This window comes from Pontiella sulfatireligans (assembly GCF_900890705.1).
In the GTDB taxonomy this organism is placed as follows: Bacteria; Verrucomicrobiota; Kiritimatiellia; order Kiritimatiellales; family Pontiellaceae; genus Pontiella; species Pontiella sulfatireligans.
On the sequence record NZ_CAAHFH010000004.1, the window covers coordinates 128559 to 150652 of the forward strand.

Here is a 22094-nt window from a genome sequence, read left to right on the forward strand (position 1 = left end):
TTTATTCCTCACTTTTCCAGACCACTTCCATGTCACCGCTTACCGCAAGGCGGAAAATGACCAGTTTTTTAGATTTCGTTATTCCTAACTTATATGAACCCGTTCCGGAAACTTCCGGGGTTTGGAAAATGATAACTTCCGATTTTCCTGGCTCCGCCCGATAGGTCGTCAAACGTCCCTGTTCCAATACTGCATAATACGGCCCAGTTGTGCGATCCCGATGCATCACCGCTTTCCATAGCAGCACCCAGGGGCCAACTCCACCACGATTAACCCCATGGAGCACCAACCGGCCGTCATCATTCACCTTCAGATCGCATTCCAACCGTTGGAAAACGATTTTATCGTTACTCGCAATCCGTTCCCCTTCATTCAGGATGATCTGATAAACCTCATCTTTCCAATCCTTGGAAGCAGAAGCATCACCCACCGCAACCTGAATGGCCTTTCGGCCAAAAATGCCATTTTTATCTTCTGCTACAGCCACCAGCTCATACTTTCCAGCCTTTGGAGATTTAAGCAGTTCATCCGTTGAACCGTTCCAAACATTGGAATCTCCTTTCAACAACAGACCGTTCAGATACAGTTTAACCTGCTTAATGCCGTCTCCATCGGTTGCCTTTACCTGGATCTCAAGATCAGCCCCTTCGGCAAACTGCGGTCCTCCCTTAAGCCCGAGAAATTGAACTTCTGGATAATCCCCTTCCCGACGAACCGTCTCGACCTCCTTTTCCACCTCTTTCAGAATGGCATTCCAGTCCATGTAATGCGTACGAGCCATCAGTTGTGGGTTATATTGGTCGGAAGCGATCCCTGCATAGGCCTTCCAATGCTTGGAAGCCTCTTCAAGATGCACTACCGCTTCGTCATTAAAATGCTTCTGCTCGATGTCCTCGCGAAACGCCGCCAGTTTGGCGGCGCCTCGCATTTTGTCGGCATAGTAGCGGCCCAGATAAGCCATCGCTTCAATATCATTCAGCGTTTCTTCAAGCTCTGGATTACCGTCCGCCTGTTTGCGCAAGGCCGGAAGCGCATCCTGTGCGGCGGCCGCATAGCCGTCCAGTTTATCGGCCACCTGCATCGGCGTGCTCCCTTCGTGCTCTTTCCCGGCAGCTTCAGCCTTGCCCCAGTCCATCACCGATTGAATGCCGGATCGGGGCATCGGCGCATTCCATTCCGAATCGAAAAAATATTTATCGACCGTCATGAACCCTCTGTTATCGATGCACCCTTCCGGCGCGATCATGGCATCGTTCGGTTTGTAAACCGCGCTGTTCATCTGAGGAACCACTTCGGAAACCGCCGCCCAGGCATCGTACAACAGTCCACCATCCACGCCGGGGAACCGTTGTTTAAGAACCGCTACCCAATACGTTTTTCCAAGGTCTGGATTATAGGCCAGCTGTCCCCACTGCCGGAACCGATACCAGTGTTTATCAATCTCCAACCGTCCGGCCATCTTCGGATTTTTGGCAATCGTCTCACGCGCCCAGACATAGCCGTCGGAGCCCATGTAAAACCCGGGCATCACATCGAGCGGCATTTTTCGGATATAGTCGCTCACATAATCCGGACTGCCCCAGCGCATGACAAACAGGTCGTCATTCCGCAGGTTGAGCCAGCACGGCACCTTGAACTCCTCCACCTCTCGCCGGAATTGAATATCGAACAACTTGGGCTGCCGCATTCCATACATATGCCCGATCGCATATTTAAAGCTGGTGTCAAAATCATCCGTAAAATCAGAAAAGGCTTCAGTGATCGGATCCAGCCCGGTCATGTGCCGCCGGAAAATAAAACGAACCTTGCGGTCGGGTTGCTGTTCTTTCACATCCATAATGGCGCGGCCATAGGTATTGAAGAGAAAGTTTTCGATCGAATACTTCCCCTTGATCTGGTTATCCGCATTCTCCCCGGCCGTGACGCCGATCCCCTTTATATTCGGATAGGTCAGCAACGTCTGGCGCACGGACTTCCGGAGATAATCAATCGTGATGTCGTTGGTCTGATCTTCGGTGATCCCATGCTTGTCCGTGGCCCCGAACGTGAAGACATTCCAATGAAACAGGTAGATCTCAATTCCGCGATCCCCGGCATAATCGAACACCTTTTTCCAATGTTCGATTTTTTCATCCATGCTTATTATTTTGACCCGCTCCAACACGTTGGCTTCATGCTCCGGGGTTAAATAACCATCCCCGTTCTGATCCAGATTCTGGAGTTTATTTTTATATTCGGGTTTCAGCAGGCCGCCTTTAATTCGATAAACATCATCGAGCGCCACCTCCGGATAATCGTCGAGCTTGATGATGGATGGATATGGATGCGTACTCCACAAGCTCAGGACGTTGTAGCGATACCGCGCGAGGTCATCGAGATAGGGTTTCCAGAAGCCTTCAAAATCCCAGATCGTCTCAATGTTTTTCTGGGCGTTGTCTCCCGTGTCGTCATAGGAAGGCGTGCGGGCATCCCACGGAATATTAAATTTAATTCCGCGCTTCTTAACAAAAGGTACCCGCTCCACATTTTCTATTGGAAGGCTCAGTTTCAGACGGTCGGCGAGTTCGAGACCGCCATACATCGCACCATTGCCATCCGAGCCGATCACCTCCACGTGGGTTTGCCCATCGGTTCGAAGCTCAAACGCCTCCGGTGATGATTCATCCGGTTTGATAGACAGTGTCACTTGGAGATGATCGTTACCCGCCTCCTTCAACGCAGCGGCGACTTCCTGCGCCGCGAAGACCAGTTTAGGGTTCGTTGCGTCATACCGAATAGCGGCCGGAAGATTCTCCGGGAGAGAACAGCCGATGGCGAATAACAGGCTCGGTAGATATATGAATGACGTTTTCATGGTTATGTTTCTAATGATGCCTACTATTTCTTTTTGTTTTTTTTCTTATTACCCATAGGCTTAGGCTTAACGTATTTCCTGTTGATAATATCCTGAGTTTCCTGCTTAACCCCAAGTGCTTGTCCATCCCGTCCGGACCCTTCCCCGTTGTTCAGCGTACTGTTCCAATCCAGATAGTGGGTGCGGGCCAACAGCTGCGGTTTGTAATGCTTGTCCAGCACGGCGGCATAGGCTTCCCAATGACTTTCGGCTGCTTTGATGTGGTCAATCGATTCTTCGTGCAGTTCTTTGTATTGGTTGTCGAAATCCGATTCCCGGTAAACCCAGTATTTGGCGGCGCAGCGTTGTTTATCGGCATAATACCGACCGAGCAGCGCCATGCTTTCGATGTCCCAGAGGAGATCACGCAATTCGACATTTCCGCCGACTTTCGACTTAAGCCGGGGAAGCGCAGCATCAACGACATCAGCCCAACGGTCCAGATTGTCTGCAACCTGGAGGGGCGTCAGTTTGTCATCACCGAAGTAGGTATGTTTACCGTTCATGTAGGCTTTGCCCCAAACCGGGATGGAGATGCACGGTTTCTCCCCTGCCGGCGGCGGATTCTTCAGCTTCTGCGGCAGACGCCTTAACGACTTCTGCCCTTCACCGTAGTAATAGCTGGGGATCGTCAGGAAACCGGTCCTGGTTTTCCCGCCGTAAATGCACCCTTCCGGAGCCAGCGCGTAGTCCGTGCCTTCATACACTGCCCGGTTGATCTGCGGTACGACTTCGGAAATCGTCTGCCAGGTGTCATGAAGCAACTCAGCGCTTTGTGAATTCAGACTGAAGCGGTGCTTCAGGGCAGCCGTCCAATAGTCATCGCCCAGTTCGTTGTTGTAGGCCATCTCACCCCACATCCGGAAGTTATACCAATGCTTGTCGAGCTCGAGCTGACCCTGCAACTCCGGCACGGTGGAATAGAAGACTTTACCCCAGACATAGCCGTCTGAACCCAGCATGAAACCAGGCGAGTGCTCCAGCGGCATATTCCGGATGAACTGACGGACATAGTCCGGGCTGCCCCAGCGATGCATGAACAGGTCGTCATTGCGGAGATTCAGCCAGATTCGGTAGCCTTGTCCCAGCCAGCCGGCTTTAAGGGCACGTTTTTCCCATTCCTGCGGCCGCCTCGATGAATGAATGCGGCCCACAACATACTTCACACTGACATCAACCGGACCGCCGGTGTACTTGGACGTGAACTGTTCCTCGACATCTTCCATCTCCGTGCTGTGATTGCGCCAGATAAAACGAATTTCCCGATCAGGGCGCTCTTTTTGTGCATCCATCACTCCCAGACCATACGTCTTGTAAATAAACGCCTCGGTGGACAGATCACCTTTCAACTCTTCATCATCCGTCTCTCCTGCGGCCACCCCAATGGCCGTGATGGCCGGATAGGTCAGCACCAGTTCCTTCACAGCCGCGCGCATATACGCAATAGTCTTCGGATTGGTCTGATCCGCCTCAATCCCATAATGGCCTTTCGCGCCATGCACGTTAACGTTCCAGTGAAACAGGGTCACTTGGATCCCGCGATCCCCTGCATGCTTGAACACCTTTGTCCAGTGGGCAATTTTTTCGTCGATGGTCATCTTTTTGACCAATTCAATGGTGCCGTCCTCTGGGGTAAGATGCCCATCTCCGTTTGTATCAAGGCATCCATCAACCCAGTTGTGCTGCCCTTTCTTCATCATAAAAATTTTGGTGAAATATCGCCCCTTGGACTCGTGATCAAGAGCCCCCGCCTTGGCTTTATATACATCTTGCGCAGCGCAATCGGGATAATCCGCCAATTTCACCATTTGAGGATACGGATGGCAGGTCCATAGACTCAGCGTATTATACCGGTAACGAGCCAAGCCATCGATATAGGGTTTCCAGAAACCTTCAAAATCCCACATGTTTACAATGTTCTCCTGAGCAGCATCGCCCGAATCGTCATAGGAGGGATTGCGCACATCCAAGGGGATGTTGAATTTGATTCCGCGTTTTTCCAGAAACGGTTCGCGACTGACGTTTTCGATAGGAAGTCCCAGCTTCAGATATTCAGCCACTTCAATACCGCCATACATCGCGCCGTTGGCATCCGAACCGGTTACTTTGATCCCGGCCGATCCAACTCTCTGTATTTGAAATGCTTCCGGCGATGCACCATCCGGTTTAATCGACAGCGAAACCCGCAGATCTTCACGACCAATCTCTTTTAAGGCCGACGTGATTTCCTGCGCGGCAAACGCCAGTTGCGGATTGTTGGAATCATATTGAACCGAAGCCGACAGAGAGCCGGGCAAGAGCAGGTTCAACATGCATAGCACACCAAAAAATGATCCCTGTATTTCTTTCATATTATCCTATTTGTTATACTAACCTGTTGCATTCGATGGAGATGATTTATTTTGAGGGCAGGCGGTTTTTAAAACGCCCTTCCCAGAACTTCCAGTCGGGTTTTTCCGACCAGATCAAAGCCGGCTTGCCGTTGCGTGTGCCATAGATGGCGAAATTCTTATCCCGCGTGATGACAAACTGGTACGGTCCCTTGAACCCTTTCTCGGAAGGAAGCAAACCCTTGAGCACCTGTTCATTGCGGTCGTAACCGCGCGACGACCACAATACGCTGACCGGCTCGACTAAGTTGTACGTGGTCACCACACCATCCTTGAATTCACAGCGCCGCGGCCCCTGCCCGACCTTGTCGGCTTTGGAGTAGGAGCGGATGATCGAGACCCCGTAGAAGTGGTCGCGTACAACAAGCTTGCCACCCGCATCAAACTGGAACGTCACACCGATGCCATCATAGGACTTTTGGTAAATCTGCTTCTTACGTTCCTCATCGTTTTCGCCGTTGCCGGAATGAAACTCCTGTCCGTCAGTCATCAGCACCGCATAGGGCTCGAGCTTCCAGTCCTCCTTGTCGCCGGGATTTTTGCCAACCTGAACGTAGACCTCTTTCTCCGTCACAAAGCCTTCCTGGTCGACCGCGACCGCACGCAGGCTGTACCAGTCTTCCTTCAGCCCGTTAAGCTCGTTGTGGTCGGCAGCGGTCCAGACCGGCGTGGCCTGGGTTGCGGCGTCTCCAACGAGAATGCCATTCAAGTATAACCGGACACTATGTAAACCGGCCGCCGCAGTCACGTCGAGCGCGACATCGAGGTTGTGCCCCGTAGAGAAGCTTGTGTCATCGGTGAGCCCGGTGAACGCGATGGTTGGCAGCGCACCCTCCCCCTTAATAGCAGCAACTTCACCTTCCACGTCTTTCAGACGTTCATACCAGCGGAACCAGTCGGTTTTGGCATGTAGCGAGGTGTTGTAGTGGGATTCAAGAACATCAGCATAGGCCTGCCAGTGGTCGCGTGACTGTTCGATGGCATCCACGGCCAGCTGGTGGCGGCTCTTGTCCTTCCATCCACCGAGGCGGTACACTTTTAAATGAGAGGCGGCGCGTTGTTTATCCGCATAATACTGCCCCAGGCGGGCCATGCTCTCCATATCCAGCAGTACGTCGCGCAACTCGGCATCGTCGCCGACTTGCTTTTTCAAAGTAAGCAGAGCAGTCAGGGCCGCCTCGGCATAGCTATCGAGCTGGTCTGCCACTTCAAGCGGAGTGAGCTTGTCGCCGAAATCGGCGTCCCCGCCAGCCACCACCTGGGAGGCCCAGTCGTTGACCGATACGCAGTGCTGTTCGCCGGCTGGGGGATTCTTACGCAGGATCATCGGCGGTCGTGCGAGATAGTAGCTATCGACCGAAAGAAACGCTTTGCCTTCCTGACACATTTCCGGTGCAAACGAACCGTCGGTCGGCGCCCATACCGAACGGTTGAGCTGCGGCACCACCTCTGAAACCGTTTCCCATGCGTTAAACAGCAGGTCTACATCGACACCTGGATAGCGATGTTTCAGCACGGCTTTCCAGTAATTATCATCGAGATCGAGGGTATAGGCCATCTCGCCGAGCATGCGGAAATTGTACCAGTGTTTTTCGATCTCCAGCTGGCCCGAAAGTTCAGGCACTTTAGAGATAAACTCTTTGCCCCAGAAGTACCCGTCCGAGCCCATGTAGAACCCGCGGATAGACTCGTGCGGGAAGTTGCGAATCAACTCGCGCAGGAAATCCGGGCTGCCGAAGCGGTGCATAAATAAGTCGTCATTGCGCAGGTTGAGCCAGACCTTATATCCCGCTTCGAGCCAACCATCACCATCCATGCGTTTCTCCCACTCCTGCGGGCGACGCGAGGAGTACATGTGTGCCACCGCATATTTGACGCTGGTATCCAATACACCACCATCATAGTCGGCCATGACCTCGTTGACCCACTCGCACTCGCTGCCGTGGCGGCGGAAGATAAACCGGATATCGCGATCAACCCAGCGCGGGTCCTGCTTTGCGTCGAGCACCGCCTGGGCGTAGGTTTTACGGATAAACCACTCGGTCGAATCCGGCGAACCGTCGAGCTCACGTCGATCATTCTCGCCCGACGTGACGCCAATGCCTTTGACCTGCGGATAGGTCAGCAGCGCCTCTTTAACACTCTCTCGCACGAAGTCGATGGTCTTGGGATTGGACTGGTCTTCGGTGATGCCATACTTGCCTCTCGCTTCACTGACGAACACGGTCCAGCTGAACAGGCAGATCTCGATGCCGCGATCCTCCGCATGCTGGAATACCTTCTTCCAGTGCTCGACCTTTTCGTCGATGGTTATTTTTTTGACCAGCTCGATGGTTCCGTCCTCCATGGTGAGGTAGCCATCATGGTTTTTATCCATGTCTTCAAACTTGTTTGAGATGCCGGGAACGAGGTACTCCTCCTTGAGCCGGTAGACATCGTCGAGCGAGGCGTCTTCATACCCCGGCACTTTGGCCATGTGCACATAAGGATGCGTGGTCCACAGGCTGAGCAGGTTATAGCGGTAGCGGGCAAGGTCATCCAGATAGGGAACCCAAAAGCCTTCATAATCCCAGATGTTAACGATATTGATCTGCGCCGCGGTCCCCTTGTCGCAGTATGATGGTGCCCGGACGTCGATCGGCAGATTGCTCTTGATGCCGCGCTTCTCAACAAAAGGCTGGCGGGATACATTTTTGATCGGCAGCCCCATCTTTAAATAATTAGCCACTTCGATTCCGCCATACATCGCGCCGTTGGCATCCGAGCCAGTTACCTCGATGACTGACCCGCTGGTTTTAATCTGAAATGCTTCCGGAGTATCCGCATCCGGCTTAATCACCAGCGAAACCGGCAGGTTCTCCCTGCCCGCCTCCTTTAAAGCAGCGTTAATTTCCTGTGCCGCAAAAACCACCTGAGGAATCTGTGCATCATACTTAACCGAAGCCTTGAGAACGCCGGGAAAAAGAAGTCCCAGAGCGCATGCACGCACGAGTAATAAACACGGTATTTTATTCATCATTAGATTTCATCCTGTTCGAGCGGACGCTGGCCTTCGAACGGGCCCCACAACAACCGTTTATCCGTATTCTTGTCTTTTTTGTAGGCCGCGGGATCATAGTTGGAATTTTCCTTGGGGAACCGGGCGCCGACCTCTTTAAGATAATCCATCATTTCGCCGAATAGCCGATTGTGTGTTTCCGGATTCTGTTTAGCGATATTGCTCACTTCTCCGGGATCCTGTGAAAGGTCGAACAGCATTGGAATATCGGGGCGTTCATAAAAATGCATTACCTTATACGAACCGGAAACAATGGCCGAATGCGGTACCGCTTCGCGATAATGCGGATAATGGAAATACAGGTTGCGGTTCAGGAAGTCCTCATCCGGCTTTTTACCTTTCATGTAATCGACCAGGCTGACCCCATCGATGTCCTGCAAGGTGGAAGGATCGCCCCCTGCCCAGTCGTAAAACGTGGGAAGGAAGTCATAGTTAACGACGTTTCCGTTAAAGACGGAACCGCTTTTGATCCCGGGTCCTTTAACAATCATGGGCACCCGAATACCGCCATTCCATGCCCACCACTTCCTTGCATGCAACGGTTGCTTCATACCGGGTTGGAGCTGGAGTTCTTCGTGACGGTAGCCGTTGTCGGACACCACGACAATATAGGTGTTGTCATATACACCCAGTGCTTTCAGCTTGTCCACTACGGCGCCGATCCGTCCATCGAGGTCTTCCCCCATCGCCAACCAGTTGGCAGGACAATTTTTGCGTGTGATCTTTTCCGGATCCTGATTGTTCTTCTTATACCACGCCTGTACCAACGGATCCTTTAGATATTTCTGACGGGTCACATCGAGGCATTCCCGGCCGGAGTGCATGGCATAGTGGGATATCTGGCAGTAAAATGGCTTACCCGCCTGCACCTGGTCTTCCATAAAATCCATAGCCTTGTCGGTTATGCTGAACATGAGTTTGGGATCAGAAAGATCCTTTGGCAGGTACTTCGGCTTCGGTTCGCCTTTCTTCAAGCCGGTCGTCAGCGTATTGCCTTCGCTATTGGTGGTTTCTCCATCATGTACCGCATAGCCGTGTTTCCCGGGATCGCTGTACATGTGCCATTTACCCAAATGGGCACTGACATACCCCATCGGCTGCAGGGCCTCGGCGATGGTCGTGGCCTCTTCGTCGAGCTGCGTATCGGACACATTCGGAAGCATCGGCATTTTTGAATATTCCGGACGCATGTCGTAGTACTCATCCTTAACCTTCCCGAGCACCACCGTGTAACCGCTGTGCGGACAGGACTGCCCCGTTTGCAGACTCACGCGGGCCGGCGCACACTGCGGCGATCCATAGGCATGGGTAAACTTCATCCCCTGCTTCGCCAGCTTTTCCAGATTCGGCATCTGCAGCGCGGGCATTTTGGAATTCGCCATCGACTCATTCATCGCGATCGGCGATCCATTCCATGCCCAGTCGTCGATATAGATCATGACAATATTCGGTTTGGTCTGTGCGGCCAGACCGCTAGCGGAAACTATTCCGCAGAGTGTCCATAATGTGAGTTGCTTCATATGCTTCATCATTTTTTGTATACCTCGCCATAGAAAGCTTTGTAGGGGGCATCGAGTTTAAAGAGGAGGTCGTCGACGTTCTTCAGCGACGCCATATAGTCCTTCTTTGCAGCCTTCAACGCGACTTTGTCGCCGGATACTTTAACCGCTTCAATCTTCCCCTTGAGTGCCGTGGATTCATTCCACAATGCCATCACGTCAGGGTTCTTCTTAAATTTTTTAACGACGTCTCTTCTGAGATCCCTCAATTCATCTTCCAGGCTCTCCTGATCCCGCGGCTGTCCTGGTTTGGGAGCCGACTTGACCGCTGACATCTTCCGTGCGAACTGACCCGTCCAGTCTTCGTAGTCGGGATCCATAAACCAGGCAATCTGGCGCGTTCCGTTTTTCATGCCGGTGATTGCCAGTTTTTTGCCCCGCGTAACCACAAACTCGAAGGGTGCATCATACCCACTTTCCGCGGGGGCCTTACGTTTGAAGGCCTGCTTATCGGCATCCCACGTTCTGGATGACCAGAGCACACTCACCGGTTCCACCAGATTAAGTGTGGAGACCGCGCCGTCCTTGAACTCGCAACGCCGCGGGCCGGGATCAACCTTTGAACGGGATTTGAAAAGATTGATCCCAAGGAAATCATCCCTGATTTTCATTTTACCGGTGTTATCGAACTGGAAGGAGGCTTCCAACTTTTTCCATTTTTCTTTTACCTGATCGTTTTGAATCTGCTTTTCCGTCCTACCGTGACCGGCAGTGAATTCCTCCCCATCGCTTAGAATCACGGCATAGGTCTCAAACTTCCAGTCATCCTTTTCCGCCGAATCATTCCCCACATTGATATAAATTTCCTTGCGGGTCACAAAGCCGTTCTGATCCACCGCAACCGCTTCAAGGCTATACCAATCTTTCAGCAAGTTTTTCAACAGATCATCCGTGGAGCCGCTCCAGATAGTACGCTGCGGTCCTTTTCCACTATTCAGCACCAGCCCGTTGAGGTAGAGCTTCACCTTGTCGATCCCGTTCGCGGCGGTCGCATTGACCTGCACTTCAAGGCTGGTGCCGACGTTGAACGTGTCGCCGTCCTGCAGGCCGACAAATTCAATGACCGGAAGCGCGCCCTCCCCTTTGATCCGAACGACTTCGGCCTCGACCTGCGCGAGCGTATCGTACCAACGGAACCAACCGGTCTTGGCATGCAGCGAGGTTTTGTAATGCGACTCCAGCACATCCGCATAGTCTTTCCAATGGTTGGAAGCATCCTCAATGTGCTTTACAGCGGCATCGTGATATTTTTTCTCCTGATGTTTCCCTAATCGGTACACCTTGAGATTAGCGGCGCAGCGTTGTTTGTCGGCATAATACTGCCCGAGATACGCCATACTTCTGATATCTAACAGCAGGTCATTCAATTCCGCGTTATCACCCGCCTGTTTTTCCAATGCGGGGAGCGCATCGAGTGCAACCTGCGCATAGCCATCCAGATTATCGGCAACTTCTAACGGGGTAAGTCGGTTATTGGGATCCGCATTTTCACCCGCCACGATTTTCTCCGCCCATTGCGGCACAGAAATGCAGGGTTGTTCGCCCTTTGGCGGAGGCGTGCGCATTTTCATCGACCGGCGGTCGAAATAATAATTATCCATGCTCAGGAACGAATCCCCCTGAGACATTTCCGGCGCGAAGTCCCCATCGGTCGACGCCCAGACCGAACGGTTCAGCTGCGGAACGACTTCTGACACACGTTCCCATGCGTGGAAAAGAAGGTTGGCATCCACGGATGGGAAGCGATGTTTCAGAACGGCTTTCCAATAGTCATCATCCAGCTCGTTGTTATAGGCCATTTCGCCGAACATGCGGAAGTTGTACCAATGTTTGTCGATCTCCAGTTGCCCCGCCAGCTCGGGATTCTTCGAAATAAATTCGCGTCCCCAGAAATAACCGTCTGATCCCATATAAAATCCACGGATATGTTCGTGCGGCATGTTTTTAATAAACTCGCGCACATAATCCGGACTGCCCCAGCGGTGCATGAAAATGTCGTCGTTACGCAGATTGAGCCAGACCTTGTAATCCTGCAGCCAGCCGTCGCCTTCCATGCGGCTTTCCCACTCCATCGGCCTGCGTGAAGAATACATATGAGCTACTGAATACTTTGTACTGGTATCCATCACACCGCCCGTATAATTCTTCATGGCCTCTTTCGCCCATGGATATTCGGAGCCATGCCTGCGCCATATAAAACGGAAATCGCGATCTTTCCAACGCGAGTCCGCCTGCGCATCCATGATACCTTTACCGTAGGTCTTGAAGATATAATTTTCCGTCGAGTCCGGCGTATTATCCAGTTCGCGACGATCATCTTCACCAGAGGTAATGCCGATCCCTTTAATCTGCGGATAGGTCAACAGCAGCTCTTTCACGCTGGCGCGCACATAGGCGATGGTTTTGGGATTGGTCTGATCCGGCGTGATGCCGTATTTCCCTTCCGATCCATTCACATAGACATCCCAGTGGAACAGGAAGATATCAATGCCGCGATCTTCCGCATATTGGAAAACCTGTTTCCAATGCGCGATCTTTTCATCAACGGAGATCCGTTTAACCAGCGTCATAGTTCCGTCTTCAGGCGTGACCTCGCCATCCCCATTGGCATCCAGGTCCGGCCGGATTTTCCCATCAAACTTGGGATGCAGAATTTCTTCCTTCACGCGGCAGACATCTTCCATGGCGCAGTCTTCGTAGCCAGGCACGCGGACCAGATTCGGATGACCATGGGTGCTCCACAAACTCAGCACGTTATACCGATAGCGCGCCAGATCATCAAAGTACGGTTTCCAGAATCCTTCGAAATCCCAGATGTTCACAATGTTGTTCTGCGCGGCCGTGCCCTTATCGCAATAGGAAGGCGTTCGACAGTCCCACGGAATATTCATCTTAATCCCGCGCTTTTTCACCAGGGGTGTGCGGCTGACATTTTCAAGAGGAAGTCCCAGCTTGAGCGCTTCAGCCACTTCGATACCGCCATACATTGCGCCGTTTGCATCCGCCCCTGTCACCTCAATGGTATTTTCAGCAACCCGAATCTGAAATCCTTCTGGGTTTGTTGCATCGAACTTGATCGTCAGCATTACCTGCAGGTTTTCTTTCCCCGTTTCTTTAAGCGCCTCATTGATTTCCTGCGTCGCAAACACCAACGGAGGCACGCTGGCATCATGAGTCACCGCAGCCTCTGCGAGAGTGAGGCCGGCCAGGACAAATAAATAAACTATTTGTTTCATGATGATCCTTACTGATTAACTACCGGCATGAGCGATCTTAGCGACAGAGGTTTCACAATATGTGCTCCCTGCATCCGACATGTTTGATCCAACTCGAAGCCTGAGGGCACGCATCGCACCTCTCAGACCCATCAGCTAACAATCTACATAGTGAAACAAAATTCGCCTCCAAAGGCTCAACGCAGGGTTTCAAACTTTCAACGCTGAGTGTCTTTTACGCATACAGATACGCTTAAACATTACTCATTCATCCATCTGCTCCGGCTGTTTTCCAAACCATGGAAGATCCGGTGCATGTTCAGCCAGCTATACCCCTCAGCGTTTGGGTTCCCAATGGAATGTATCCCCCTCAACAACAAGATTCAGGTCATTCCGGGCGGTCGCTTCCGCGGCAAATGTCGCCGGGGCCTCTTTCTGCAGCTTCTTTATGACCGGGCGATATTCGATGTCATCGGCCAGGTTGTCCCACTCGTTTGGATCTTTTTTGCGACTATAGAGTTCTTCGGTGCCGTCGGCGTACTGGATATAGCGCCAGTCGCGGTTCACAACGGCATAACTTCCCTGTTCCATGTGGGGAATATATATATTGCGGTCTTTGGCGCTGGATGGATCTTTCAGGACCGGAGAGAGAGATACTCCTTCCAGCTCCGACTTGCCGGGGAGGTCACAAAGCTCAACAAAAGTCGGATACATGTCGAGCAGGCTGACGGTGGTTTCCACCTGTTTTCCATTGGGAATGCCCGGCCCGGCCCAGATGAAGGGCACGTGGGTCGTCACATCCCAAAGCGTATGTTTGCCCCAGTTTCCTTTTTCGCCATGATGAAAGCCCTGATCACTCCAGAATACGATGATCGTGTTGTTTTTATAAGGCGAGGAGTCCAGCGTATCCAGCACCCGGCCCAGCAGGGCATCGGCATACGAAACAGAAGCCAGATAGGCATGAATGGCATCCTTCAGCAATCCCATCTCCACGAGATTTTTATGCTGTTTTGAGCGGTTGGTGTACTGCTTTTTAATCTTCAGAGGCAGGTCGTCCAAATCATCCTCTTTATAGTCCGGGACTTTAATTTTATCACGGTCATAGAGTTCAAAATATTTTTGAGGTGCATAGTTCGGATAATGCGGGGTGTAAAGCCCAAGGGCGGCGAAGAACGGTTTGTCATGCTTGCGTTTCAGGACCTCGCACATCCAGTCGGTGCGCATCGTGTCGACCATTTTGTCTTCCTGATCATTGGCAATGGGGCCCCACTCCATATGACCGGCGGACGAATTTTTCTTATTCCCGTATTTCTCAAAATACGGACTGTAGGGATACGGATCCGGTAGCGGAACATCGTTCATGTGGTACCCGTTCATTTCCCAGCCCGTATCCCGCATCTCCTGACTTCGTGAAAAATATTCATCCCAATCCCGAAGGTCCACATAGCCCCCGCGATGGTGATACAATTTCCCGGCGCCATAGGTGTTGTATCCGCCCTGTTTGAAAGCCGTTTGCAGGGTCACCATGTCCGGGTAGTCATAGCGGAAAACCTCGTTCTGATAGCATCCGGTCGTGAAGGCCTGCAGCCCGGTCCAGATGGCCGTTCGTGAGGGCGCGCAAAAAACTCCCGGCGCATGGGCATCCATAAACGTCACACCCGCTTTGGCTAAGCGATCGAGGTTTGGCGTTTTGGCCTGCGAATATCCCATCGGATTAATCCAACAGTTCAGATCATCCATCGAAAACATGACCACATTCGGGTTTTGTCCCTTATTTGCCGCGCGCACAGGAACAGACCAAGCGACATCAAGCGATCCTACAACGAGCAGGACAGTTAATAAATTTTTCGGAAACCGCTTCATTATAAGACCCTTATTTTATTATTACAGGAACGTTGGTGGTTAGCGGAATTTCATCACGTAGCAGTTTGCCTGCCTCTCCCGCAAGACGCAGGTAAAAATCGCTGGGCAGCCCTTCCATGGTTAGGAACTGGACGCCGTCACCGATGGGCGGAGTGTCGGTGCATTTAAAAATGGCCGTGCCCTCATCGACCTCATCGAACATCGCAACATAAAGCATTTCAGCGCCTGCTTTTTTACAGGCCACCACCTGCGCCCACATAAATTTCCCTCGAAGCCGGGGAACCCGATTGAACCCCTCGCCTTTGTTGTTCTGCCAACTGAAGCCGGGATAAATTACCGGCATAAAATCCATCGAATTCTTCTCAGCCCACTTCATATCAGGAGCCCAATGTCTCTTTGTATGATCCTCGACCTGCTCAAGCGTTTTAAAACGCCCAACGCTCCAGGGGCTCAGAACATCCGCCATACGCAGCATGTCGTGAAGATCCGGATCATCAAGCGCATCCCGGTCCTGTTCGCGCCACCCGGTCGGAACGCCCAACATAATGCCGCAGCCTGCATCCTTAAATGCCTGGATAAGTTTTCGGCACGCGGCAAGGCTGTTGCGTTCCTTGATATTTTCATTAAATCCAACCCCCCAGATCGAAACCAGCGGCTTGCCGTTGTGATGCTGATAGGCCGGATCTTCCGTGATCTTCATTCTATCACACAGCATCTTCCAGTCCTCGAAGGTACTCATGATATTGCTGTCCGGAAGATTGGTAAGATCGTACATAACGGCATAGGAGCGACCATAGCGATTCGCGCCTTCACGCGCATTCGAAAGAACCTTATTCTTATGATGCCGCCACTCCGGATTACGCAGACCATTCGCAAAACGTTGTACGAAGGCTCCGTCGATTCCGTAATCGGCCATCCATTTGAAATGGCGAATCACGGTTTTCCGATTGTAGGAACTGAACACCCGGGCGGGCGTTCCATCTGCGTAGATGAATCCGGTGTCATAGAGTTCATCGTCATCATACTCGGAGGTATCCGGCCAAAGATCGACACTGACATTGCCGGGGCCGACCGGGTTTTTCGATTTTTTCGCCCAGTGGGTCCAACTGAGTCCGGCGCCGTCGCCCTCACAATTAAACCACCCCTGATACCCCGTCATAACCTTTCCGGTCAGTGTCGACGCATCAACGCCCTTCACCGAAGGTCCATCGTAAGGTTTCAGTATATCGGCATCGGCGGCAAACCCCGCCTGCACTAAAGCCCAGCAGCCCGCAAACATTAGTGCTCCGGCATGGATTTGATGTACCCGTAAGGCATTGTTTACACGCTTCATCTGTGTTCCCTTATAAATTTATTCGCCGAATGCATCCGCATAGGATGTTTCATCAAAGAACTCAATCAGCCGGTAGGCCTGTCTGTTTATTTCCTGCATGGCAGATGTCAGTTCCTCATAGGGCTCGTACTTCACATTAACAATGCCTTTATTTGAATTCCGGTTGGATGGATCGGTTGTCAGATCGGCCGGATCGTTATCGAGATACTTGAACCAGTGCCAACCGACGTTGTTTTTCCGGGACAGGAGATTCAGCACCATGTTCTGATAATAATAACCCCGCTCCTTCTGGGTCTTCACCAACCAGCCTGCACCCGATTCGTTCGTCAGGCCGGGCACGTCGTGGCCCTTGGCATACCATTCCGAAATGATGAAAGGCTTATCCGTCCACTTGGCCCAATTATCCATCCGTTCCTTTTCAAGTATCCATGCGCCATACCAATTCATGCTCAAGACATCGGCATACTTTCCGTAGGTCCGCATCGCCGCTTCATTCCCGCTCACACCGATCAGTCGAATCCCGAGATAGAGATGATTGGGATCGTGTTTCTTGATTGCGCTGGAAACGATGGAAAAATAGCGTTCCACATAGACCCCGTAAAACGCATCGCGATCCTCGCCCGTAATTTCATCCGGTTTGACATCGTGTTCTTTCAGCCAAGCCTGCGCCGCCTGAAAACCGGGGTCGCGTTTATCCAACTGGAGGAACAGATCGAGCGCATTCGTCCTTAAGGGCATTTCATTATCTGAAAAATGGCCGAGCAAATAGGGATCATCTTTGCTATCCGCCAGCTGCTTTGCATACTCATCGGCAAAGGTTTCAAATTCAGGATCAAACACCGGAATAACATTGCCTGCATATTTATGATTGCCCGAGCCCATTTCAGCGGTGCCCCGTTGCTTGGCATACGCCGCCATAAAGTTCCACATGCGGGTATAAACCGGTCGACTCTCAGCGGTCTTCAGCAACTCGTCATCCGACCAGGCGGCCGTGCCGTTAAAGCCGAGCTCCTTAAACCACGACATCGTCGAATCGGCCCAAGCCTTTTCGGAACCATATTTTGTTTTTAGATTTTGCTGATAATTTTTACTCCCGCCGGGTTTGACACAGCAGATGGCCTTATGGATGAAAAGGTGTCCTTCCGGATCCACCAGCCACCAGCGGTTGTTCACTTTTTTCGTATAGAAAAATCCAGTGATTGGAAACTTCGTGCCAGCCATGCCGCCGTAGCGACTGGTTGCAGGATCGGCTTTCTGTTTATAGCCGACCAGCTGTTCAATCGTGTATGTTTCCTTTGGAATCCACTTTTGATGGGGCTTTTTCTTGGCTTCGATCATGAGTGGGGTTCCAGTCTTTGGAATGCTCTTCTCTTCCCCCAACGCTGTATGCACGCACGCGGCCAGAATAATCAGGCAGGCGCCGGTTCTGATTCTTTGAATTACCAAAATGTTCTCCTAATCTATTCAGCGCTGAACACGTATTCATTCAGCAGTTTACCCTCGGGCGCATAATGCCTAAACGTCAGCATCGGCACTCCGTCCTTACGGTTCACCTCGCCCTCGAGAAAACCGCCACAAACATTCAAATAGAGATGTTCCGGATAAACTTCTCCTTGCTTCCATCCACCGGCATGCGCATCCGACCCCGGTCCGCTACTGAACTCCATTACACCGGTTTCCGGGTCCTTGGAGACGTACTGCCAATGACGGTCGCCGCACACCACCACCATATTTTCCTGAGTCTGGATAAATTTCCGGATAACTCCGCCTTCGTAAGCAAAGCCGTCGTTGGCATGATTATCCTTTTTCTTTTCCCGATCCGGACCGACCACCGGCGTGGGGCTGATCAACACTTTGAACGTGGCATCAGACGCTTCAACCGTAGATTTAAACCATTCCATCTGTGCCGCACCCCAGATGGTTTTATCCGGCCCGTCCTTCATGGGGTTCGGGCTCCGATAATCGCGGCCTTCCACCATCCAGATCTGAAGGTCTTTGCCCCAACGTACCGTGCGGTAGGTCTTGTCCCCCATGGGTACTTCATTAAGAAAAATTTCCGTTCCCTGCTCGTAGGTAAACTCGCCCATGAATTTGGTTTTCTGCCCGGGATAACAGTCATTCATCCAGGTATCATGATCGTCCTTGATAAAGAAGGAAGCGATCTGGCGTTGAAACGCGATATGGCTGGGAAGGCTGTACATTCGAGCCCAACCCCAGAGCGCCAGCTCCTTTGTTTTTGCATAATGGTCATAATAGAGAATATCGCCGGTATGCACGAAAAACTCGGGATCCAGCCTAAGGGCCGTGCCATAGAACCGGTATCCGTCACCCGTATCCTTGTCGTTATAGGATGTGCCGGTGGTGACAATAAAATTGACAGCTGCCTCAGTCTCTTTGTTGGGGGCGGTTTTGAAGGTCCCCGTCAAGGACGCCGTAACCGCATCCCCCTTCAAAGCCGCCGCTTGAACGTCGAGCTCATAGACCGCTCCCGGGCCGAGGCCCTTGATCCTGAACTGATGCGTGTAGTCTTTCCCGGGCTCAACCGCCGTCCAATTCACCTGATGCCATTCTGTTGCGCCGAACTTTCTGTATTTCAGTCTAACCCGTCCGGCAGCCCCCGGGGTTGCCCCTTCAATATGGTTTATATCCGAACCCTCGGGATAAATGACTTTCGGTTTTTTGTTAGGCCGACTGCTTCCTTTTTTAGGCGCATATTTCCCGGTCTTTTCATCAAGATAAACCATCTCAGGCACCGGTGCCTCATTACCGACCCGCTGACTGTTTTCAGTGAGCCGTACCCAGATGATAGCGGAGTGCTGATCCACCTCCCCGATTTTGATGCCCGTGGCCAGAAATGGTCCGGCACCTGTTTCAGCGAGCGTACATGCCACAGTCATGAGCAGTATTAAAAACAGACCTGTTGTCTTTTTCATAATTTACTTCCCTGCCTTCAAGGCTTTCTTTTCATATCCCGCATATTCCGGCCGTTGGAAAAAGGTTTCAAAATAGGGTTTATACGCCTCCAGTTCATACCAGAATGCACTGCGCGAGGCCTGTACGACTCTTTCCTTTACCTTCCCCACTGATTCGATCATAGCGACCGCCTCTGCCTTCATTCCATTACTCCGCTAACCGGTTTGTTTCGAGCGCTATTTTTGCCGCGTATAGTGTTCCTTCCGCCCAGCAAACCGCCCTTCCGGATAGATGCTGTAAATCGCGCGGCGATCGTTCTGCATGTAATAGACCATTTTATTCTGACCAATGCTGACATCAATCCTATCGGCATTCACCGTATACGTTAGGGGACGACTCTCTCCCTTCTGATTGGTGGATGTGCCGGTTCCATCTGCAGAAAACTCCAGCGTTTCCTTTTTAGCTTTCCAGCGCCCTACCACCTCAGCGAGATTTACTTTTTCCAATGGGAAATACCGTTCAAGCATTTCGTCAAGCTGCGCGCTCAGTCCGTCAACATCTAACGAATACCGTGTTAGGTGTTGGGTATACAGATCCGCAATCTTCAGTACCGAATCTTTATATTCTTCCGGGTTGCGCGGATTTAAATACCCATGATTTGCATTCGGATAGATGGTACAGGAAACCTCCGCCCCCGCGGCCTTCAGTTTTTCGGCAAACCGTTCGCTTTGAGTCGGGTGGACCAGAATATCCAGCGCGCCATGAAACAGCAGCGTGGCAGGCGGATTTTTCCTGATATGATAGAAGGCAGAGGCCGCACGTTTTTGTTGTTCAGAAACAAGATCATATTCGGCGCACGCCTCTTCATCCGGAAAGAGTGATTCCTCATTGCTCAACAAATTATAGACCCCGAAAAGGCCGACATACGTTTTACAGGAGGACATCTCCTGCGCCAGTAACGCAGACAAGGGCGTTCCGGCGGAACCGCCGCTAAATCCAACGCGGGAAGTGTCCGCATTAAATCGTTTTTTATTCGACTCGAACCATTTAATCGAAGCCCGCAAATCGTCCATTGCATCCTGAAACGTTCCCTGCGCTTTACCGCGATACGCCAGTCCCACATACACGATGCCGAGCTCATCACATAATACTTTGGATTCCGGAGGCAACCCGGCGCCCGGAACTTCCATCTTGGTCCCGCCATTCCAGCCGCCACCATGCACATGATACACTACCGGAAATGGTCCTTTCCCCTGTTCCGGCGTAAGCACCACAATGGGTATATCTATACCGTCAACGGTTAGTGCCACATCCTCCGTCTCCTGACTTGACCACGCGCTGCTCAGCAGACAAAGCGCCATCCCTGCAGCACAACTCAATTTTAAATTTCGATTTTTTAACATTCACATCACCCTTAATAAACTGACCTTTAATAGTTAATGGCTTTTATTTTTCTTCTTTTTATCGTCCGGAATCTTCTCATAGGATTTGGGTAGTTCAGCCGTCCAGGCATCGAGTTTAGCTTTGAGGTCCTTCACCACGTCTGGATGTTGATCAGCGACATTGTTGCTTTCAGACGGGTCTTTTGAAAGATCGTACAGCTGAACGCCACCCTCTTTCTTTCTATTCTGGTGCAGCTTCCAATTCCCCTCGCGCATGACCGGCGCGGATCCGTTCGAACTCGTCTTCCAATACAATGGATTTTCACGTTCGCGGCTTTGGCCAAACCAGATGTCGGAAATATCTTCGCCATCGATCTGTTCCGGAAGTTCGTTGATACCGGCAATAGAAGCCAGCGTCGGCATCCAGTCGATGAACGAAGTAACGTTTTGTGAATCAACCCGTCCTGCCGGAACATGCCCGGGCCAGCGAATTATGAATGGAACCCGAGTTCCTCCTTCCAGTTCTTCATGTTTCCCGCCACGTAATTGACCCGCATATCCCAGCATGTTGTTGGAAAATTCCCGATGGCCCTTTTTTCCCAGAATAACCGGAGCCGGGCCGTGGTCGCTGGAAAAAACAACGATCGTGTTATCTCGGATTCCGAGTTCATCAATCGTCTTCAGCAATCGATCCATATTCCGGTCGATCGAATACACATCGCCCAAATACTGACGCATGGAATCATCAAGATCGCCACCGATCTGAATGCACTCATCAAACTTATGCTGCATCGTTGGAGCAAAGTCCGAACGCTTCACCTTGATTTCCATGAACTCCGCCGCCAGCTCCGGTGGAACGGTCACCGGAAAATGGGTACTGTGGCCCCAGATGTTGACATAGAACGGCTGACTGCCGGTATTAGCCTTGATGAAGTCGATGGCCGCTGTGGTTACGTCATCATCGCGACCGGCGGATTTATCTTTGCTCTTGCCGATCGTTTCAACGACGTCGAGTCCATACGTTCCATTCTCCGCCATTGAATCCGGCCCCATGTGCCATTTGCCGAAGTGTCCGGTTTTGTATCCCCGCTTTTTCAGCAGATCCGTAATGGCCGTACGGCCGCTCAGACCAAAGTCCGCGCAGTATTTGGGAAAGCGTGCCGGATACAAACCCGACATCAGCCCGGTACGACTGGGATTGCACGTCACGCCCGTGACATAATGCTGTTCGAAACGGGTGCCTTCGCTCGCAAGCTGATCAATCGCCGGCGTCTTGGCATACGGATGCCCATAGCAGCTAAGGTCGGCATAACCCAGATCATCGCAGAAAAAGAAAACGATATTCGGTCGTGTTTCCGCAGCGGACACGACTGCTGCAATCACGAAATACACGGCTATCATGCCCGTCACATTCATTCGTACTTTCATCCATACTCCTTTCACCACTTATAATTCACACCATTGCTGTTGAGCGGTGAGGCCTCCGCC

The 22094-nt window shown here is 51.7% G+C and carries 12 protein-coding genes; all 12 read right to left on the minus strand.

Features of this window, described 5'->3' with window-relative positions; translation table 11 throughout:
• Position 1: 1 nt before the first annotated feature.
• Positions 2-2854 (minus strand): hypothetical protein, encoded by a 2853-nt coding sequence (locus tag SCARR_RS27610; RefSeq protein ID WP_136065956.1) that lies wholly within the window; start codon positions 2852-2854, stop codon positions 2-4.
• 23 nt (positions 2855-2877) lie between these two features.
• Positions 2878-5244, minus strand: coding sequence for a hypothetical protein (locus SCARR_RS27615; RefSeq protein ID WP_168433672.1), 2367 nt, complete (start codon positions 5242-5244; stop codon positions 2878-2880).
• A 46-nt stretch (positions 5245-5290) separates the two neighbouring features.
• Positions 5291-8302: a hypothetical protein gene (locus tag SCARR_RS27620; RefSeq protein ID WP_136065960.1), complete on the minus strand. Its 3012-nt coding sequence runs from the start codon at positions 8300-8302 to the stop codon at positions 5291-5293.
• Positions 8302-9873, minus strand: a complete 1572-nt coding sequence (locus SCARR_RS27625) for a sulfatase (protein WP_222846496.1) — start codon at positions 9871-9873, stop codon at positions 8302-8304. The genes SCARR_RS27620 and SCARR_RS27625 overlap by 1 nt, the downstream gene beginning before the upstream one ends.
• Entirely contained in the window at positions 9870-13136 is a 3267-nt protein-coding gene (locus SCARR_RS27630; RefSeq protein ID WP_136065962.1) for an Ig-like domain-containing protein, read from the minus strand. Before SCARR_RS27630 ends, SCARR_RS27625 begins: the two co-directional genes overlap by 4 nt.
• A gap of 315 nt (positions 13137-13451) precedes the next feature.
• The gene (locus tag SCARR_RS27635; RefSeq protein WP_136065964.1) at positions 13452-14978 is read right to left on the minus strand and encodes a sulfatase; all 1527 of its coding nucleotides are present in this window, start codon (positions 14976-14978) and stop codon (positions 13452-13454) included.
• Positions 14979-14988: 10 nt separating this feature from the next.
• Entirely contained in the window at positions 14989-16311 is a 1323-nt protein-coding gene (locus SCARR_RS27640) for a glycoside hydrolase family 71/99-like protein (RefSeq protein WP_136065966.1), read from the minus strand.
• 18 nt (positions 16312-16329) lie between these two features.
• Positions 16330-17757 (minus strand): agarase, encoded by a 1428-nt coding sequence (locus tag SCARR_RS27645; RefSeq protein WP_136065968.1) that lies wholly within the window; start codon positions 17755-17757, stop codon positions 16330-16332.
• Positions 17758-17771: 14 nt separating this feature from the next.
• The gene (locus tag SCARR_RS27650; protein WP_136065970.1) at positions 17772-19244 is read right to left on the minus strand and encodes an alkaline phosphatase D family protein; all 1473 of its coding nucleotides are present in this window, start codon (positions 19242-19244) and stop codon (positions 17772-17774) included.
• Between the two features lie 3 nt (positions 19245-19247).
• A complete protein-coding gene (locus SCARR_RS28475; protein WP_168433673.1) occupies positions 19248-19406 on the minus strand; it encodes a hypothetical protein in 159 nt (52 codons plus the stop codon).
• Between the two features lie 54 nt (positions 19407-19460).
• Positions 19461-20534, minus strand: coding sequence for an alpha/beta hydrolase (locus SCARR_RS27655; protein ID WP_168433674.1), 1074 nt, complete (start codon positions 20532-20534; stop codon positions 19461-19463).
• A gap of 126 nt (positions 20535-20660) precedes the next feature.
• A complete protein-coding gene (locus SCARR_RS27660; protein ID WP_222846497.1) occupies positions 20661-22034 on the minus strand; it encodes a sulfatase family protein in 1374 nt (457 codons plus the stop codon).
• Positions 22035-22094 lie beyond the last annotated feature (60 nt).

What these genes read in the sequence shown, in the direction of transcription:
- SCARR_RS27620 (WP_136065960.1), bottom strand. Translation starts at nt 8,302, where the DNA reads ATGATGAATAAAATACCGTGTTTATTACTCGTGCGTGCATGCGCTCTG.
- SCARR_RS27630 (WP_136065962.1), bottom strand. Translation starts at nt 13,136, where the DNA reads ATGAAACAAATAGTTTATTTATTTGTCCTGGCCGGCCTCACTCTCGCA.
- SCARR_RS28475 (WP_168433673.1), bottom strand. Translation starts at nt 19,406, where the DNA reads ATGATCGAATCAGTGGGGAAGGTAAAGGAAAGAGTCGTACAGGCCTCG.
- SCARR_RS27615 (WP_168433672.1), bottom strand. Translation starts at nt 5,244, where the DNA reads ATGAAAGAAATACAGGGATCATTTTTTGGTGTGCTATGCATGTTGAAC.
- SCARR_RS27640 (WP_136065966.1), bottom strand. Translation starts at nt 16,311, where the DNA reads ATGAAGCGTGTAAACAATGCCTTACGGGTACATCAAATCCATGCCGGA.
- SCARR_RS27660 (WP_222846497.1), bottom strand. Translation starts at nt 22,034, where the DNA reads ATGAAAGTACGAATGAATGTGACGGGCATGATAGCCGTGTATTTCGTG.
- SCARR_RS27635 (WP_136065964.1), bottom strand. Translation starts at nt 14,978, where the DNA reads ATGAAGCGGTTTCCGAAAAATTTATTAACTGTCCTGCTCGTTGTAGGA.
- SCARR_RS27610 (WP_136065956.1), bottom strand. Translation starts at nt 2,854, where the DNA reads ATGAAAACGTCATTCATATATCTACCGAGCCTGTTATTCGCCATCGGC.
- SCARR_RS27650 (WP_136065970.1), bottom strand. Translation starts at nt 19,244, where the DNA reads ATGAAAAAGACAACAGGTCTGTTTTTAATACTGCTCATGACTGTGGCA.
- SCARR_RS27625 (WP_222846496.1), bottom strand. Translation starts at nt 9,873, where the DNA reads ATGATGAAGCATATGAAGCAACTCACATTATGGACACTCTGCGGAATA.